Genomic DNA, 17,241 nt, shown 5'->3' with positions numbered 1-17,241 from the left:
TCAGGTGAATGGCGACGGATAAAATCGAGTTGTCGCCGGAATGCCCCGGTAGTTCCTTGGGCAATTCATGCGGAATTTGTGCAGTCTGAAAAAACAGGCGACCACTGGCATCGGGCATGTTCTCGCTGGTAACACTAGGCAGGGGGATACCATCGGTGATGGCATCATTATCAGGAGCCTGTAACAGCAGATCATCAAGGAAGCGACTCACCTGACGCACATTGCGCGACACCTCGGATAAACCTTTCTTACCACGGTCAAGCTCCTCAAGCACCACCATCGGCAAGTAAATGTCATGTTCATCAAAGCGAAATAGTGCGGTCGGATCATGCATCAATACGTTGGTATCAAGCACAAACAGGCGGCGGCCGGTCGCTGGTCGTTTGATCATTCGAATACATTCCTCTTGTTTGATTGACAGATCCCCGATTGATTATGAGCGAAGCAGGCTAGCCTGCAAAGGGGCTGTGATGGATTCTATTGGATAGTTTGTCAGTGACAATGCCGTTTGATTGATCGGCTGAGTGACTTTCGGACGTTCGTGGGCATTCACCCTGCGCATCAGCCACCGATTCATTATCGGTGGCTGATGCGCAGGGTGTCAGTAATGCTTACTGATGGTCAGGGACTTTGGCCCGGCCAATGGTGTGAGTATCAGTGCCAAACCAGATAGCGTTGATATTGGTATCAAACACCATATGTCTGACAGCAGCACCGCCTGACGGTACCTCGTCAACGGCAATAAATTGTTCGCTGTGGCTGTCAAAGCCGATGAAACGATTGGGCATATGGCCTGTTTCTACATACCAGATGCGATCCAGATGATCGACCGTCATGGCATACAAACCACTGGCTTCACCGCCTGGGGTCAACCATTGCTTCATACTGTCATCACTCGGATCATAGACACCGAGAAATCCGACGGCTGCATCCACCCACCAGACACGATCATCTGAGGTCACACCGATTCGACGTATGCGGCTGTCCGCATCAGGCGTTTGGATAATACGCAGTTCCATACTCTCCGGATCGACAGTGCCGATGGCATTGGTACCCATAAATGCTATCCATGGACGATCCTGAGAATCGACCACCAGGCCGTAGGGGCGATACTGATTACCGGGAACCTTTATGAGTTTAGTATCGCCGGTTCGTGTTGATAATTTGCCAATGAAGCCTGAATTGCCAGAACGTTGTACGGTAAACCAGATATTGCCATCCGAGGTCCAGTCCATGGTGTGCGGATCATTGACACCATCCGGCATATCAAAACGTGTGATCTCGCCGGTTTCGGGATTGACCTTGCCGATGTGCTGGTCCCGATTGCCGGCATACCAGGGCGTGCCGTTGTTATCAACAATCACCGTGTGTGGTCCGGCTTCTCCGAGATCAAACTTGATCATGTCACCACTGTCGGGATCCAGTTTCGCCAGATAGCTGGTGATTTGACCAACAAACCACACTGAACCATCGGGAGACATATAAGGATCGCGAGGTCGGCTGTCAGGCCAGGGGACTTGCCATTCTGTGATTTCCAGCATGGCTGGTAATGACTGCTCAGAGTCGGCCTGGCTGATGCCGGGCATCATCAGTAACAATGTAGCCAAGCCAGCGCTTGTCAGTCGTGAGCAAAATGCAGTTGCACTGCGCATGATGAAACTCCCTCCTTGTTTGACACTGAATCATTCTTGACCAGCGTCAGCACAAAAAGTGCGTGTTCATCCACAAGCAACAGTTCAAGACTGAATGACAGGCAGCGCAGTGCTGTTAATCGGCGATTTCATTACAAATGAGGTATGCACGCCGGTAACACCCTCGATACGTGTCAATTTGTTGAGCAGAAATTGCTGATAGGCATCCATATCCCGAACGATGACTTTAAGCAGGTAATCAGCGGTTTGGCCTGTGATTAGATGACATTCCAGTACTTCTGGATAGAGCGCCAGACTTTGTTCCAAAGCAGCAAAACGTTCCGGAGTGTGTTTATCCATGCTGATGCCAATAAAAGCCATCAAGGTGAGGCCCAGCTTGCGGGCACTCAGCAACGCAACATAGCCATCAATCAGACCGGACTCTTCCAGTTGTTTAACCCGGCGCAAGGTCGGTGACGGCGACAAACTGATCGCTTCTGCCAGCTCCTGGTTGGTGATTCGCCCGTTTTTTTGCAAAAGCGTCAGTATCTGCCGGTCATATTTATCGAGTTGCTCAGGCATATCAATTCCCCGTTTTAAATTTCAATGGTGGATTGTTTTAATTTTAATATCATTTAAGCAATTATATGCTTAAAAAGAATAATTTTAAGGCGTTTTTGAAATTTAATTTCTGAGCTGGCGAACTATACTGTCTCACATGCCTTGAACCGGAGTGTGATGTGTCACAAGCACGTCTGGCATCAACCACACAAACTGATCAAAAGTCACTTAGCGTGGTTGAGCACAAGCTGAATATCCACTCAGCCTGTCGGTCCACACTCCCGGCGCGGGCGGTCATTATTGGCTGCTCGCATGGCAAACCTCAAACAGACAGACTAAGGAAGCTCCGATGCTTGAACATCCCGCCACTAAATATCGTCGATTTCAGCCGATTCAGCTTAACGATCGCCAATGGCCGGCCAAAGTCATTGATCGTGCGCCCATCTGGATGAGCACAGATCTGCGTGATGGTAATCAGGCGTTGATTGATCCTATGTCGGTCGAGACCAAAATGCGTTTTTTCAAAGCGCTGGTGGAAATGGGTTTCAAAGAGATTGAGGTGGGGTTTCCATCGGCCTCGGAAACTGATTTCAATTTTGTTCGCAGACTGATTGAAGAAGCTGCGATTCCAGAGGATGTGACCATTGAGGTATTGACCCAGGCGCGTCAGGATTTGATTGAGCGAACAGTCAAATCATTACAGGGTGCTCGCCGGGCGATTGTGCATATGTACAACCCGACGGCGCCGGATTTTCGTGACATTGTCTATCGTACCGATAAAGCCGGGGTCAAGGCGCTGGCAGAGCAGGGGACTCGCTGGATCAAGCAATTGACAGCCGAGCAGCCGGACACCCAATGGGTCTATCAATATTCTCCTGAGGCTTTTTCCAGCACTGAGCTCGAGTTTGCCAAGGAAGTGTGTGATGCAGTGTCAGCCATCTGGCAGCCGACCCCTGAACGCAAGATGATTCTCAACTTGCCAGCCACCGTGGAAATGTCTACGCCCAATACCTATGCTGACCAGATTGAATGGATGCATCGGAATTTGCAGCGACGTGACAGCATTGTTTTGAGTGTGCACCCACACAACGATCGCGGCACTGCGGTTGCGGCTGCCGAATTGGCCGTGATGGCGGGTGCTGATCGGGTTGAGGGATGCTTGTTTGGTAATGGAGAGCGCACCGGTAATGTTGATTTGGTGACGCTGGCCTTGAACTTGTATTCACAAGGCATTCATCCGGGGCTGGATTTTTCCCAAATCGATCAAGTGCGCCAATTGGTCGAGCAAAGCACCAAGATCCCGGTTCATCCTCGCCACCCTTATGCGGGTGAGCTGGTATTCACGGCATTTTCCGGATCGCATCAGGATGCCATCAAAAAAGGCTTTGCTGTTCAGGATCCGCAGGGCTACTGGGCAGTTCCATACTTACCAGTCGATCCGGCAGATTTGGGCCGCAGTTACGATGCCGTGGTGCGAGTCAACAGCCAGTCTGGTAAAGGCGGTGTCAGCTTTTTGTTACAACAGCAGGCGGGTTTTGAATTGCCACGTCGATTACAGATTGAGTTTAGCAAGCTTGTCCAGAAAGTCAGCGACACAACGGGACGGGAAATTAATGGTGCTGAGATTGTGGCCCTGTTTGAGCAAGCTTACCTGCAAATTGATGCGCCTTATCGTTTTGTTGGCAGTCGTGTGCATGACAGTAGTGCTGAGCAGGCACGAGCAGAAATCGAATTGCACTATCAGCAGCAATTACTGAGTGTGCAGGCTGTGGGCACCGGACCGGTCGATGCCGCTGCCGCTGCCTTGGCGGGTGAAATTGCACAGCCGGTCAGTGTGATTGATTATCACGAGCACGGCATAGGCAGTGGTGCCGATGCTGAAGCGGTGTGCTACGTCGAAATCAGGATTGGTGACTCTGCACCCGTGTTTGGTGTTGGGCAGGATAAAAACATCAGCCGGGCCGCCATTAAAGCCATCATCAACGGTGTTAATCGTCATAGCAATGTTATGGCTCAAGCGGCCTGATGGTGCTGTGCTGTAGCGGTGGGAGTAATGACCGATAGTTGCAGGAAATCATTCACAAAGGTGGCTAGTGAAAATCCTTGATTTAGCCTGATTTCGTTTTTAACTATTTGATATTTATATGGTATCTGTAATTTTTTAGCTATTTGATCCTGCGCCTTTTGTTGGTTAGGGTGGTACCGAGCCTGATGCATAGACGTTCAGATTGCATCAGCCATTGACTAATAAATTTGGAGGACACCATGTTAAAACAAGGTTTTTATACAGCCGTCCTGACAGCAATGTTTGCGACGACACCCGTGCTCGCTGACAAACACGGTGCCGATGGTGCCAAACATCCTGCACATCAGATGGATGAGTCTGTCGCACCTCAAGGCAAGGATGCTGTCAAGCAACATGGCGAGTATCAGTGGAAAGATAATAAAGACAAAGATAAAAACAAACGCTACCGCAAAAATCAGGAACATCCAGCGCATCAGATGGATGAGCGCGATCGATTGAGAGATCGTGGTATGTAAGCGGGTCATCTGTTTCAGAACAAACTGCCCACGCCGCAAGGCGTGGGCTTTTTTTTGCCTGAAATCCACGTGCGATTAAACGACATCATTGTTAGTGATTTTTAGTTAAACTGATGCAATCACTGAATTGCGGGAGTCGCTGATGAAACGTCTGGGTGTTTTGCTGAGTGCTTTGCTGATGCTGTTGTTAAGTGGCTGCGCTGGCGTTGGCAGTTTTGAAAATCCGCAAGTGAATATCACTTCCTTTGCCTTGGCGCCAGGGTCAACGGGCATGGCACCGCGTTTTGATATTGGTGTTCAAGTGGTGAATCCAAACCGAACTGCTTTACCGCTCAAAGGCATGACCTATCAGGTTGATGTTGAAGGCAATCGCATCCTGACCGGTGCCACGCCTGATTTGCCCAGAGTGCCCGGCTATGGCACGGCTGAATTTGTCATTCAGGCCAGCCCGGATCTGTTTGGTAGTGCCCGTTTGTTGAGCGAGTTGTTTTCCGGTCAGAAAGACAGTCTTGGCTACAGTTTCAAGGCGCGGCTGGATGTGGGTCGTTTTGTACCGTTTATTGATGTCGAGGAAACGGGCCGTTTTGGCTTGACCAGCCAATCACCCTAGCACAACAATGCCTGCCAGCAGGCTATTGCTATCTGTTATAATCGGCTGTTTTTTCTGACTTTAACAGCCTGACAGGACAACCATTTTGACAACGGCTTTTCACCAACTGCGTAATCTGCTGCAACAGCGTATTCTGATTCTTGATGGCGGGATGGGCACGCTGATCCAGAGCTATCAACTGAACGAAGCCGATTATCGTGGCGCACGTTTTGCCGATCATCCCTGCGATCTCAAAGGCAATAACGATCTGCTGTCGCTGACCCAGCCAAAGATCATTCGCGATATTCACCACGCCTATTTTGCTGCGGGTGCTGATATTGTCGAAACCAATACCTTTAACGGCACCTCGATTGCCATGGCTGATTACCAGATGGAAGATCTGGTCTATGAGCTGAATTTTGAGTCAGCCCGGCTGGCGCGAGAAGTTGCCGACAGTTTTACTGCCGAAAACCCAGACAAGCCACGCTTTGTAGCCGGTGTGCTTGGTCCTACCAACCGCACCGCCAGTATTTCGCCGGATGTGAATAATCCGGGCTTTCGTAACGTCACCTTTGATGAGCTGGTTGAAGCGTATCTGGAAGCGATTCACGGTCTGGTCGAGGGCGGTAGTGATTTGCTGCTGGTGGAAACGGTATTCGATACCTTGAATGCCAAGGCAGCGCTGTTTGCCATCGACAGCTATTTTGAACAGCATGGCCTGCATCTGCCGGTGATGATTTCCGGCACCATTACCGATGCCAGTGGCCGGACCCTGTCAGGGCAGACTGCCGAAGCATTCTGGAATTCGGTATCCCATATCCAACCGTTGTCGATTGGTCTGAACTGTGCGCTGGGTGCCGACCAGCTGCGTCAGCATGTAGAAGAGCTGTCCGGCATTGTTACCTGCCATGTCAGTGCTCACCCTAACGCCGGTCTGCCCAACGAGTTTGGTGAATATGACGAAACGCCTGAAGAAATGGCGGTGCAGATCCGTGAGTGGGCCGAGTCTGGATTTTTGAATATTGTCGGCGGTTGCTGTGGCACCACACCAGCGCATATCAAAGCCATTGCCGAGGCGGTGGCAGAGTTCAAGCCTCGAGTGGTGCCGGAAAACAAACATCATTGCCGTCTCAGTGGCCTGGAGCCGCTCAACATCACGCCGGATTCACTGTTTGTTAACGTCGGTGAACGTACCAATGTCACCGGCTCGCTGCGGTTTGCCCGATTGATCAAGGAAGGTGATTACGACACGGCGCTGGAAGTGGCCCGACAACAGGTCGAAAACGGCGCACAGATCATCGATATCAACATGGACGAGGGCATGCTCGACTCCCAGGAAGCGATGGTCACTTTCCTGAATCTGATCGCCGCCGAACCGGATATCAGCCGAGTGCCGATCATGATCGACTCATCAAAATGGGAAGTCATCGAAGCCGGTCTGAAATGTATTCAGGGCAAGGGCATCGTTAACTCGATCAGCCTCAAGGAAGGCGAAGACAAGTTTATCGAGCAGGCCAAGCTGGTGCGCCGTTATGGCGCGGCGGTTATTGTTATGGCCTTTGACGAAGACGGTCAGGCCGATACCCGTGAGCGCAAGCGCGAGATTTGTACCCGCAGCTACGAGGTGCTCACAGAAAAAGTACATTTCCCGCCGGAAGATATCATTTTTGACCCGAATATCTTTGCTGTGGCGACCGGTATCGATGAGCATAACAACTATGCCGTGGATTTCATCGAAGCCACCCATGACATCAAACAAAGCTTGCCGCATGCACTGATCAGTGGCGGTGTGTCTAACGTGTCGTTTTCCTTCCGTGGCAATGATCCTGTGCGCGAGGCGATTCATGCGGTGTTTCTGTATCACACCATCAAAGCCGGTATGGACATGGGCATTGTCAACGCCGGTCAGTTGGCTATTTATGATGACTTGCCAGCCGAGCTGCGTGAGCGGGTTGAGGACGTGGTGCTTAATCGGCGTGATGATGCCACCGATCGGCTGCTGGAAATTGCCGAAAATTACCGTGGCGGCGGTGCCGTACAAAAACAGGAAGATCTTGAATGGCGCAGCTGGCCAGTGGTCAAACGGCTGGAACATGCGCTGGTCAAGGGTGTTGCCGATTTTGTCGATGAGGATGTTGAAGCTGCCCGGCAACTGTATGACCGGCCATTGGAGGTCATTGAAGGGCCATTGATGGATGGCATGAACGTGGTTGGCGATCTGTTTGGCGAAGGCAAAATGTTCCTGCCACAGGTGGTCAAATCGGCGCGGGTCATGAAAAAAGCTGTGGCTTATCTAATGCCATTCATCGAAGCTGAAAAAGATGACAGCACTGTCAGCAGCAGCAACGGCAAGATCCTGATGGCGACGGTCAAGGGCGATGTCCATGATATCGGCAAGAATATTGTCGGCGTGGTGTTGCAGTGCAACAACTTTGAAATCATCGATCTCGGCGTCATGGTGCCAGCGCAGACCATTCTTGACACGGCCCGCAAGGAAAATGTCGATATCATTGGTTTGTCGGGCCTGATCACGCCATCGCTGGATGAAATGGTGCATATGGCCAAGGAAATGCAGCGGCTCGGTTTTGATATGCCGTTGATGATTGGTGGTGCGACCACCTCGCTGATCCATACCGCGGTGAAAATTGACCCCAACTATCACGGCCCGGTCATTTATGTAAAAGATGCCTCGCGCGCCGTTGGTGTGGCCCAGCATCTGGTCAGCAAAATTAGCCGTGATGAGTTTGTCAGCAAGCTGAAACAGGATTATGCCGACAAGCGTGAGCGCCATCAGGGGCGCAAGAATCAGCGGCCGATGTTGTCATTGGCCGCGGCACGGGCCAATAAGAGCAAAATTGACTGGGCCAGCTATCAACCGACCGTGCCCAAACAGCCGGGCATTCAGGTGTTTGACGATTATCCCTTGCAGGAACTGGTGGATCGTATCGACTGGACGCCGTTTTTCCAGTCATGGGAACTGGCCGGTCGTTTCCCGCGCATTCTGCAAGATGAAATCGTTGGTGAACACGCCACTCATCTGTTTAATGATGCTCAGAAGATGCTGCAACAGATCGTCGATGAGAAATGGTTGCAAGCGCGGGCAGTGATTGGCCTGTTTCCGGCCAACAGTGTCGGCGATGATGATATTGAAATCTACACCGATGACAGCCGCAGCGAGGTGTTGATGACACTGCATTCCTTGCGTCAGCAGGGCGAGCGGCCACCGGGTCGGCCTAATGCCGCGCTGGCAGATTTCATCGCACCAAAAGACAGTGGTGTTGCGGATTACATCGGTGCATTTGCGGTGACTGCGGGCATCGGCATTGATGAACATGTTGAGCGTTTTGAAGAGGATCATGATGACTATCACAGCATCATGCTCAAGGCGCTGGCGGATCGACTGGCTGAAGCCTTTGCTGAGCGTATGCATGAGTTGGTACGCAAGCAAATCTGGGGCTATGTGCCAGATGAACAGCTTGATAATGAAGCCCTGATTGACGAAAAATATCAGGGCATTCGCCCGGCACCGGGCTATCCGGCCTGTCCGGATCACACTGAAAAAGGCTTGCTGTGGGACTTGCTGGATGTCGAAAAGCGCATTGGCATGACCCTGACCGAGAGTTTTGCCATGTTGCCGACAGCAGCGGTTAGCGGCTTTTATTTTGCCCATCCGGAATCACGCTATTTCGGTCTGGGCAAAATCCAGCAGGATCAGGTCGAGGACTATGCGCAACGTAAGGGCTGGGATCTCGCCACTGCCGAACGCTGGCTGGCGCCCGCTTTGTCCTATGACGGCGATGACTGAGCCGGAGGCATGTGATGCAGGAAGATATTATCGAGTTGCAAACCCGACTGGCGTTTCAGGATACCGTGATTGAAGAATTGAATCTGGCGCTGATTAGTCAGCAACAGCAAATCGACAAGCTGGAACTGCGTATCGAAAAAATCCTGCTGCAAATGGAAGCCATGCAACAGCCACAAGCCAATCCAGGCCTTGAGCCGCCACCGCCGCATTATTGATATGACGCTGCCGTCACGTCGCTGTCTGATTCTGTCAGATCCGCAGGCTGAACACTGGCAACAAATCGAAGCCTGGTTTTTACAGCATGACGAGCAGCGGCGTTTATGGCTGGCGGCTGAAGATGATGTGGTGGCTCGAAGTCAGCGCCGGGCCCAGGACTATCTGGGGCAGGAGCTTGACTTGCTGGTGTTTGACGGCAGTGAGCTACTGCGTGCCGACAGTCTGGCGGCGATTTTTGGTTGCCTGTGTGCCGGTGGCGTGTTGTTGCTGATTTTGCCGGCCCAACCCAAGCAAAGCCGCTGGCAACAACGTCTGCAGAACATTGCCCGACAGTGTGCTTTGGACAGTGATGCCATCCAGTGGTGGCAATCCTCACAAAAATTGCCAGAACCCCAGTGCCATCCATCCAGCCCGGCCGAGTCGGTGACGCTCGATCAACAGCAGGCCATCACTGCTATTGAAAAGGTATTGACTGGTCACCGACGTCGACCGCTGGTATTGACCGCAGATCGTGGTCGAGGCAAAAGTGCGGCGCTGGGCATGGCGGCAGCACAATTGATGCAACAGGGGCGCAAAGTCATTGGCCTGACGGCCCCATCAAAGGCCAGTGTCGCCAGTGTTTTTAAACATGCCCTGCAGGCCTTGCCCGACGCCCAGTTTCAAGCAGACACCTTGTATTGGCAGGACCGACAGTTGCAGTTTATTCCCCCGGATCGCCTGTTGGCTGAACAGCCTGTACTCGATTTGCTGCTGGTTGACGAAGCAGCGGCCATTCCAATGCCGATGCTGACCGAAATGCTTAATCAGTATTCACGCATTGTTTTTTCCAGCACTGTGCATGGCTATGAAGGCAGTGGTCGTGGTTTTGCCACACGTTTTCGGCAGTGTCTGGATCAACACGCACCGGGCTGGCACAGCCATAGCCTGCACACACCTATCCGTTGGGCAGCCAATGATCAGCTGGAAGCCTTCAGTTTCCGAGCACTGTTGCTGGATGCTGAGCTGGCCGAGCTTGATATGAAGACGCTGCCTGACCGCTCTGAATGGCACTATGTTGAGATCAGCGCCGACGACTTGCTGGCCAACGAAGCTTACTGTCAGCAAATCAGCACTTTGCTGGTACAGGCACATTATCGAACCCGGCCCAGTGATTTGCAGTTGCTGTTGGATCAACCGGACTTGCGATTGTTTGTATTGCAGGCCGATGAACAGATTTTAGCCTGCCTGTGGCTGGTGGCCGAGGGACCTCTGAACACTGAACTGGCCGATGCCGTTTATGCTGGCGAGCGTCGACTTAAAGGGGAGTTATTGCCGCAAACCTTGCTGGCCCATGCCGGACTGCCCGACGCTGGCCAATATCACTACCAGCGCATTGTGCGCATTGCCGTGCATCCGAATTTGCAGGGGCGAGGGCTTGGCACAAGCCTGTTACAGCAAGTAGAGACAGAGCTGGACACAGAGATGTTAGGCACCAGCTTTGCGCTCAGTGAACCACTGCTGCGTTTCTGGCTGGCTAACGGTTATCAGCCAGTGCGGCCGGGATTGACCGTTGATCATGTCAGTGGCCGTCAGGCCTTGGTGATGCTCAAGGCTGTATCAACCAGCGGTCAACAATTGCTGCAACAGGCGCAAACACGCCTGGCACAGCAATGGCCGTATTTGCTGTCACAATCGCTACGGCAATTGCCGGTAGCAGAAGTCGTGTTATTGAGTGGCCAGCTGCCGGTGACGGATGTGCTGGTTGATCCGCTACAGCAGCAGGAAGTTGAGGCATTTGCGCTGCGCCAGCGCGGGTTGGCTTTCAGTCAATTCAGTCTGCAACGCTGGTTGTGGTCACGTCTGAATACACCGGAATTTGCGAAACTGAGCCAGCAACAGCAAGCCATATTGGTTCGCTTGTTATTGCAGCAATGGTCACAGGCCGAGCTGGTTGAAGCACTGGCACTGCCCGGTAAAAATACACTGCTGCAACAGTGCCGCCAGGCGGTGCAATTACTGCTTTGATATCAGATAAACAGCGCCTTGATCATCAATTTCGGTATTCAGTTTGACCAGTGATTGACCACTGCACGGACCGACGATGCAATAGCCTTCTTCCAGTGTGAACAGGGCACCATGCGTGCTGCACTGGAAATGAGTTTCTTCCAGCGACAAAAACACATCGGGTTGCCAGTTGAGTGGCACGCCCAGATGTGGACAGTGGTTCAGATAGGCGTGGATCTGCTTTTTCAGGCGCAGCACAATGACATCCAGCTCGCCATCAGGCAGCGCCACTTGAATGCCTTTGGTTTGATGATCGGCCAGATCGGACAATTGGCATAACCGTACTTTTTTCATATCACCAACCCGGTAAAACCCTGCTGACCACATTTGCGCCCGGCCAGTTCACAGGCGATTTGCAAGGCCTGTGCGGCGGGTAACTGGCGGCTTAAAGCGTCAATCAACCCGGCATTGAAGGTATCACCGGCACCCAGTGTATCGACCAGTTGCGCCGGCGGTGTTGCCGGACTGTGCCAGAGTTGCGTGCCCTGTTTCAGCCAGGCACCTTGTTCACCCCAGGTGCAGCTGAACAACTGTGGACCACTTAGACTGTTGAGCAGCGCAGTCGCCGAGTCAAAACCACGGCTTTGAGCATAGACTTTGGACAGCATCACCACATCGGCCATTGGTATCAGCTGTTCGATCTGCTCGCGAGGTTTTTCGATTTCCACTGACAGCATCAGTTCTGGGCGCTTTGTTCGTGCCAGTTGCATCATGCGCAGCGTGTCATCGACATTGCGACCTTCAAAATGTAGCCAGTCGATGGCTTGCAGATCAATCCGGCCAAAATCATCGAAGCTGAATTCCGGGCAGTCACGGTAATGGACAATGCTGCGGCTGCCAGTGCTGATGCTTTGGGTGACGTAAGAGGTCGGCATCTTGCCCTTGGCTAACCGCCGACAGGCCGAATAGTCAATTTGATGCTGTTGCAGATCGGCGAGGATCAGCGGCAGATCCGGCTCGTCAACCAGCACGCCAGCCCATTGGCATTGATGGCCCAGTTGACTGAGCACTACCAGTGTATTGGTGGCATTGCCACCACGCCGGAACTGCTGATGTTCGGCGCGCACTTCACTGTCTTCAGCCGGGTAGTGACTCACCTGATTGATGATGTCGAGGGTGGCGATGCCGATGGCGAGAATATGAGCCATGATACTGACAGGGCAGGCTGGGCCTGCCCTGATAGAGACTTACAGCTGGTCAAACACCTGGCCTACGGCCTGGGTGATCTGATCCATATCACCGGTGCCGGTGACACTGTGCAGCTTGCCTTGCTGCTGATAATAGCCAATCAGCGGCGCGGTCTGCTGTTCGTAAACTTTAAGGCGGTTGCCGATGGTTTCTTCATTGTCATCCTGACGTTGGAACAGTTCGCCATTACAGGCATCACACTGGCCTTCAACCCGGGTGGGTGACAGATGTATGTTGTAGATGGCGCCACAATCTTTACAGGTACGGCGGCCGGTCAGCCGTTGCATCAGTTCTTCAAAAGGCACATCCAGCAGCACGACACCCTGTAGCGGCTGACCCAGATCAGACAACATGGCATCCAGCGCTTCGGCTTGCGGAATATTGCGTGGAAAGCCATCCAGAATATAGCCGTTTTGAGTATCGGCTTCGGACAAACGCTCACGAATCAGACCAATAACGATTTCATCAGAGACCAGGGCACCAGCGTCCATTGCCGATTTGGCTTGCTTGCCCAATTCAGTGCCAGCGCTGACGGCGGCTCTAAGTAGATCTCCGGTAGAGATTTGAGGAATATTAAAGCGCTTTGACAGAAAAACCCCTTGGGTACCTTTGCCCGAACCGGGTGCGCCGAGTAACACTGTTCTCATGATTGCCTCTTGATAATTCAGTTTTATTTTTGGAAGGGAATATTATTATGTTTTCAGCATGGTGGCAGTCAGACTGTCCAGTTGCAAACTGATCTGCGTCAGAATTTGCGGCACGATGTTCAGATCAAGCCCTAGCAATTGCCATGCATTTGGATCTAAAGGGGGGACATGTGCATCGCCGGCATGGCCAAATGGCACTGCGCTGACCATGACATCGGCAACATGCACAATCGCTACATCCAGTGCGGCCGTTTTGGCCTCGGCAGGGTAGTGATGATGACGAATGGTATCAACCAATGATTCAGGCAAACGCCAGGCCAAGGCCAGCGCTTCACCGACTTCGCTGTGATCAAATCCAATGATGCGTTGTTCAGCCTGAAAGATGGTTTCGTTGCCAAAGCGGGCGCTGCTGATGGCTTCACGTGCTAACTCTGGTAGCGATTGATACATCACCAAACTGCCAATATTGTGTAACAAACCTGCGGTGAACAGCCTTTCCGTGCCTCGCTGACCACAGGCATTTGCCAGCTGCCGAGCAGTCATGGCGCAGGCGAGACTATGCTGCCAGAAACTATCCATATTAATAAGCGTACTCGGAATGCCGCTGAAAGCGTTCATCACAGAAGTTGCCAGCACCAGATGATTGAGCTCGCGCGTACCGATAATGGTGATCGCTCTAGAAATGGTATTAATTTGCGATGGAAAACCATAAAACGGACTATTAACGATTTTCAGCAGGCGAGTCGCCAGCGCCGGGTCAGTATTGATAACGCTGGCAAAGTCATCAATGGCGCTGTCTGGATCCTGAATCAAGGTATCCAGCCGAGTGTAGGTGCTTGGTGGCGAGACCAGTTCCAGCGAGCGATTTACCAGCGATGTGGCCGACAGTGTCATCGCTTACTCGTCCGGTGTGTTGTTGGGCACGGGTAGTTGAAACTCAAACAGCAACTTGATCAAGGGCTGCTGTAAGTCCGTGTGACAAAACCGTTCCTGCCTCTCTTCAAGTGATTCCGTCTGTTGTTGATCCATTAGCGAAGACTCCAGCCCTGGGCCGTGATGTGATTGACGACACTTGCACCAAAACGACCTGCAAATCTGTCCAGATAGTTGGGACGTGGTGTGTAGTCAACAATATCCTCAAGACCAATGATTTCCCGTGCCACCGTTCCTGCACTGGCAAGGCCGTCTATCAGACCCAATTCGAGTGCCTGCTCGCCTGACCAGACCAGTCCGCTGAACAGATCGGTGCCACCCTTTAAGCGATCGCCACGGCCGGTTTTGACGACATCAATGAACTGTTGATGAATGTTTTCAAGCAAGCTGCGTGCATGATCGACATCATCTTGTTGCAGCGGCAGAAACGGGTCCATGAATGATTTGTGTTCGCCGGCGGTCAGTGCTCGTCTTTCAATACCCAGCTTTTCAATGGCTTCCGTGTAGCCGAAACCATCCATCCGAACTCCGATTGAACCCACGATGCTGGCTTTGTCAGCATAGATTTGATCGGCAGCCACGGCGATGTAGTAGCCACCGGAAGCGCAGATATCCTGAACCACAGCATACTGACCGGAAAGTCAGGACGTTCTGCCCTTAGCCGATACAGTTCGTCATTGATGATGCCTGCCTGAACAGGACTGCCACCAGGCGTATTGAGACGAAGAATCAATGCTTTTGCATCCGGGTTTTCAAAGGCTCGGCGCATACCGGTGACAATGCTATCGGCATTGGCGTCTGCACTGGCAGCGATAACGCCTTGTATCTCAACCAGTGCCGTGTGTGGTTTCTTGACGCTTAGATCGGCTGAAGGCATGGCGATTATCAGGAATGCGACCAGATAGAGCAGGAACAAACCTTTGAAGACATAACCCCAGCGGCGGCTGGCCCGCTGTTCTTTGAGGGCCGCGTAGGCAAGATCCTGTAGAACACGTCTTTCCCAGCTGTCCTGCGATTGGTTGTCAGCAGAGCTTTCCTGCTGTTTGTGTTCCGGTGGAAAATCTCCGAATGTTGCCATTGCTCAGGGTTCCTGAAGTGAAGTCAGCGATACATAATAACAAAATCAGCAAGATACGCTATGCAGCCAGTGTTCGGCTTCAAACAGGTCTGCTACCAAGGCTTTGGGCTGACAGGCCAGCAGTTTTTCGGTTGAATGAGCGCCGTGACTGATGCCCAGGCTATCGGCACCGGCATTGTGTGCCATCTGCAAGTCAAATTCCGTATCGCCGATCATCAGCGTGTCTTTAGCGTAGACCCCCAGTCTGTCAAAGATGTCATGTAACATTTCCGGATTGGGTTTTGATCGCGACTCATCAGCGCAACGTGTCGCATGGAAGATATCGGCAAGGCCGGTGCTTGTGAGAACCTTATCAAGGCCGCGCCGGCTTTTGCCAGTGGCAACAGCCAGAAAATAATTTTGTTCAGCGAGTTGCGACAGCAGTTCTTTGGCGTTAGCAAACAGTGGTGACTCATACGGATGATTGAGCCAGATTTCCCGGTACTGATTGGCTAATGCCTGAACCAGGGCAGCTGAGCTGCCGGGGTAAAGGGTTTGAACGGCTTCATTGAGGCCCAGACCGATGATATGACTGATTTGTTCATCAGAGAGCGGCGCTAACTCGAGCTTTTCTATGGCCTGCTTCATGCAGAACACAATGTGGCCTGTGGAGTCCATCAGGGTGCCGTCCCAGTCAAATACGATGAGCTGATACTGGTTCATCCGGCAGTCTCGAGTTGTTGGCACAGCGTTTCCAGTTCAGCAGGCAGTGGCGCGATTAACATCAGCGCTTCATTGCTTGCGGGATGACGAATATGCAGTTTCCAGGCATGCAGAAACATGCGCTTGAGACCTTGCGCTTTCAGTTGTTTATTGAATTGGCGATCACCATATTTTTCGTCACCGGCTAATGGATGACCGGAAAATGCGGCGTGGACACGAATTTGATGCGTTCTGCCAGTAAACAGGATCGCTTCAGTCAGATCAGCCTTATTCAACCGCCGATGCACCAGAAACTGGGTCTTGGCATATTTGCCTGCCGGATCAATCCGCACCATGCGTTCGCCACCGTCAAGACTGTTCTTCAGCAGCGGCTGTTCAACGAGGGTGTCATGGTCTGCCCAGTGCCCCTTGACCAAGGTCAGATAATGTTTGTCCATCACATTATCAAGCATTTGTTGTTGCAGATTGAGCAGGCAGTCACGGCTTTTGGCGATGAGCAAGCAACCGGATGTTTCACGATCCAGCCGGTGAACCAGCTCGAGGAAATCCAGCTCAGGACGGATCAGACGAAACGCTTCGATGACGCCGGTATGGATACCTGAGCCGGCATGCACCGCCAGGCCCGCCGGTTTGTTCAGTACCAGTAAATGCTCATCTTCAAAAATAATGCTACTGAGCAGTTCTTGACTCAGCTTTTCATTCACCTGCGCTTCTGGTTTTTGTTCACTGACCCTGAGGGGCGGAATTCTGACCTCATCGCCTTGCTGTAATTTGTAGGTTTGTTTGATGCGTCCTTTGTTAACTCTGACCTCACCTTTGCGCAGTGCACGATAAATCCGGCTTTTGGGGACACCTTTCTCAATGTTGATGAGAAAATTGTCGATACGCTGACCCGCCTGATTGGCGTTGATGGTAATGAATTGAACTCTGGGTGCTTGAGAGGCGGACTGGTTCATGATTGCCTGTGATAAAATCGATTGTTGCCGATGTTCAGACAGACTGATATATTCGCACGCTGGTCTGTCGGTAAAATGAGGTCAGTATACCGACTTTTAATTCTGAAGACCTGAACAAAAATGCAACGTCGCGCCCTGGATTTAACAGGTTGATGCGGCGGCGGGAAAAGATTTTAAGGCTGAACAGGGGTTCAGCAGATGACGGGCTCGACAAAGAGTCCTGGTGAGAACAACGGTTCCACCTCCGGGAGACAATCGAATAACGAACAAAGTTCTACCGGACAGAGCAGTAGGTAATTAATGAATGACACTATCGGCGCAACCATTGTTTGAGCGCCGGATAAGCCGGTA

The 17,241-nt window shown here is 52.0% G+C and carries 17 protein-coding genes; 6 read left to right on the top strand and 11 right to left on the bottom strand.

Annotation, left to right across the window (positions count from 1 at the left end; genetic code table 11):
• From MPL1_RS10785 to MPL1_RS10775, 3 genes are all read right to left on the bottom strand, one after another.
• The coding region (locus tag MPL1_RS10785; RefSeq protein ID WP_009727167.1) for a PIN domain-containing protein at window positions 1–391 on the bottom strand (391 nt) is incomplete at its 3' end.
• 220 nt (window positions 392–611) lie between these two features.
• Window positions 612–1,652 carry a Vgb family protein gene (locus tag MPL1_RS10780; RefSeq protein ID WP_009727166.1) on the bottom strand — a complete coding sequence of 347 codons (1,041 nt, stop codon included), beginning with the start codon at window positions 1,650–1,652 and terminating at the stop codon, window positions 612–614.
• Window positions 1,653–1,736: 84 nt separating this feature from the next.
• Window positions 1,737–2,213: an Lrp/AsnC family transcriptional regulator gene (locus tag MPL1_RS10775; protein ID WP_009727165.1), complete on the bottom strand. Its 477-nt coding sequence runs from the start codon at window positions 2,211–2,213 to the stop codon at window positions 1,737–1,739.
• 328 nt (window positions 2,214–2,541) lie between these two features.
• Between MPL1_RS10775 and leuA the strand changes: the two genes are divergently transcribed.
• From leuA to MPL1_RS10740, 6 genes are all read left to right on the top strand, one after another.
• Window positions 2,542–4,218 carry a 2-isopropylmalate synthase gene (leuA, locus tag MPL1_RS10770; protein WP_009727164.1) on the top strand — a complete coding sequence of 559 codons (1,677 nt, stop codon included), beginning with the start codon at window positions 2,542–2,544 and terminating at the stop codon, window positions 4,216–4,218.
• Between the two features lie 239 nt (window positions 4,219–4,457).
• A complete protein-coding gene (locus tag MPL1_RS10760; RefSeq protein WP_009727162.1) occupies window positions 4,458–4,733 on the top strand; it encodes a hypothetical protein in 276 nt (91 codons plus the stop codon).
• A 142-nt stretch (window positions 4,734–4,875) separates the two neighbouring features.
• On the top strand, window positions 4,876–5,343 hold the full coding sequence (locus tag MPL1_RS10755; RefSeq protein WP_009727161.1) for an LEA type 2 family protein: 468 nt from the start codon (window positions 4,876–4,878) through the stop codon (window positions 5,341–5,343).
• Window positions 5,344–5,428: 85 nt separating this feature from the next.
• Window positions 5,429–9,127, top strand: a complete 3,699-nt coding sequence (gene metH / locus MPL1_RS10750; protein WP_009727160.1) for a methionine synthase — start codon at window positions 5,429–5,431, stop codon at window positions 9,125–9,127.
• A gap of 14 nt (window positions 9,128–9,141) precedes the next feature.
• A complete protein-coding gene (locus MPL1_RS10745; protein ID WP_009727159.1) occupies window positions 9,142–9,342 on the top strand; it encodes a SlyX family protein in 201 nt (66 codons plus the stop codon).
• A 1-nt stretch (window position 9,343) separates the two neighbouring features.
• Window positions 9,344–11,347, top strand: a complete 2,004-nt coding sequence (locus MPL1_RS10740; protein WP_009727158.1) for a GNAT family N-acetyltransferase — start codon at window positions 9,344–9,346, stop codon at window positions 11,345–11,347.
• On the opposite strand, the gene MPL1_RS10735 is transcribed toward MPL1_RS10740, so the two are convergent.
• The 8 genes from MPL1_RS10735 to rluC form a co-directional block, all read right to left on the bottom strand.
• The gene (locus MPL1_RS10735; RefSeq protein ID WP_009727157.1) at window positions 11,336–11,680 is read right to left on the bottom strand and encodes a Rieske (2Fe-2S) protein; all 345 of its coding nucleotides are present in this window, start codon (window positions 11,678–11,680) and stop codon (window positions 11,336–11,338) included. The two genes, MPL1_RS10740 and MPL1_RS10735, sit on opposite strands and share 12 nt — an antisense overlap.
• Entirely contained in the window at window positions 11,677–12,534 is an 858-nt protein-coding gene (locus MPL1_RS10730) for a PfkB family carbohydrate kinase (protein ID WP_009727156.1), read from the bottom strand. The genes MPL1_RS10735 and MPL1_RS10730 overlap by 4 nt, the downstream gene beginning before the upstream one ends.
• A gap of 39 nt (window positions 12,535–12,573) precedes the next feature.
• Complete coding sequence (locus MPL1_RS10725) at window positions 12,574–13,221, bottom strand: adenylate kinase (RefSeq protein ID WP_009727155.1); 648 nt, start codon at window positions 13,219–13,221, stop codon at window positions 12,574–12,576.
• Between the two features lie 45 nt (window positions 13,222–13,266).
• Window positions 13,267–14,115: an HDOD domain-containing protein gene (locus MPL1_RS10720; RefSeq protein ID WP_009727154.1), complete on the bottom strand. Its 849-nt coding sequence runs from the start codon at window positions 14,113–14,115 to the stop codon at window positions 13,267–13,269.
• Between the two features lie 3 nt (window positions 14,116–14,118).
• Window positions 14,119–14,250 carry a hypothetical protein gene (locus tag MPL1_RS14325; RefSeq protein ID WP_268743771.1) on the bottom strand — a complete coding sequence of 44 codons (132 nt, stop codon included), beginning with the start codon at window positions 14,248–14,250 and terminating at the stop codon, window positions 14,119–14,121.
• Window positions 14,250–14,735 carry a S49 family peptidase gene (locus MPL1_RS14180; RefSeq protein WP_235045575.1) on the bottom strand — a complete coding sequence of 162 codons (486 nt, stop codon included), beginning with the start codon at window positions 14,733–14,735 and terminating at the stop codon, window positions 14,250–14,252. The genes MPL1_RS14325 and MPL1_RS14180 overlap by 1 nt, the downstream gene beginning before the upstream one ends.
• Window positions 14,736–15,277: 542 nt before the next feature.
• Window positions 15,278–15,934 (bottom strand): HAD-IA family hydrolase, encoded by a 657-nt coding sequence (locus MPL1_RS10710; RefSeq protein ID WP_009727153.1) that lies wholly within the window; start codon window positions 15,932–15,934, stop codon window positions 15,278–15,280.
• Complete coding sequence (gene rluC, locus MPL1_RS10705; RefSeq protein ID WP_009727152.1) at window positions 15,931–16,890, bottom strand: 23S rRNA pseudouridine(955/2504/2580) synthase RluC; 960 nt, start codon at window positions 16,888–16,890, stop codon at window positions 15,931–15,933. The genes MPL1_RS10710 and rluC overlap by 4 nt, the downstream gene beginning before the upstream one ends.
• Between the last annotated feature and the right edge of the window lie 351 nt (window positions 16,891–17,241).

Origin of the sequence: Methylophaga lonarensis MPL (genome assembly GCF_000349205.1) — a bacterium.
Taxonomy (GTDB): domain Bacteria; phylum Pseudomonadota; class Gammaproteobacteria; order Nitrosococcales; family Methylophagaceae; genus Methylophaga; species Methylophaga lonarensis.
The sequence above is the reverse complement of the archived record's forward strand: the minus strand, read 5'-3'. Positions and strand labels throughout refer to the sequence as shown.

Coding starts and splice junctions, on each gene's coding strand:
- MPL1_RS10780 (WP_009727166.1), bottom strand. CDS start 1,652: ATGCGCAGTGCAACTGCATTTTGCTCACGACTGACAAGCGCTGGCTTG.
- MPL1_RS10775 (WP_009727165.1), bottom strand. CDS start 2,213: ATGCCTGAGCAACTCGATAAATATGACCGGCAGATACTGACGCTTTTG.
- leuA (WP_009727164.1), top strand. CDS start 2,542: ATGCTTGAACATCCCGCCACTAAATATCGTCGATTTCAGCCGATTCAG.
- MPL1_RS10760 (WP_009727162.1), top strand. CDS start 4,458: ATGTTAAAACAAGGTTTTTATACAGCCGTCCTGACAGCAATGTTTGCG.
- MPL1_RS10755 (WP_009727161.1), top strand. CDS start 4,876: ATGAAACGTCTGGGTGTTTTGCTGAGTGCTTTGCTGATGCTGTTGTTA.
- MPL1_RS10745 (WP_009727159.1), top strand. CDS start 9,142: ATGCAGGAAGATATTATCGAGTTGCAAACCCGACTGGCGTTTCAGGAT.
- MPL1_RS10740 (WP_009727158.1), top strand. CDS start 9,344: ATGACGCTGCCGTCACGTCGCTGTCTGATTCTGTCAGATCCGCAGGCT.
- MPL1_RS10735 (WP_009727157.1), bottom strand. CDS start 11,680: ATGAAAAAAGTACGGTTATGCCAATTGTCCGATCTGGCCGATCATCAA.
- MPL1_RS10730 (WP_009727156.1), bottom strand. CDS start 12,534: ATGGCTCATATTCTCGCCATCGGCATCGCCACCCTCGACATCATCAAT.
- MPL1_RS10725 (WP_009727155.1), bottom strand. CDS start 13,221: ATGAGAACAGTGTTACTCGGCGCACCCGGTTCGGGCAAAGGTACCCAA.
- MPL1_RS10720 (WP_009727154.1), bottom strand. CDS start 14,115: ATGACACTGTCGGCCACATCGCTGGTAAATCGCTCGCTGGAACTGGTC.
- MPL1_RS14325 (WP_268743771.1), bottom strand. CDS start 14,250: ATGGATCAACAACAGACGGAATCACTTGAAGAGAGGCAGGAACGGTTT.
- MPL1_RS10710 (WP_009727153.1), bottom strand. CDS start 15,934: ATGAACCAGTATCAGCTCATCGTATTTGACTGGGACGGCACCCTGATG.
- rluC (WP_009727152.1), bottom strand. CDS start 16,890: ATGAACCAGTCCGCCTCTCAAGCACCCAGAGTTCAATTCATTACCATC.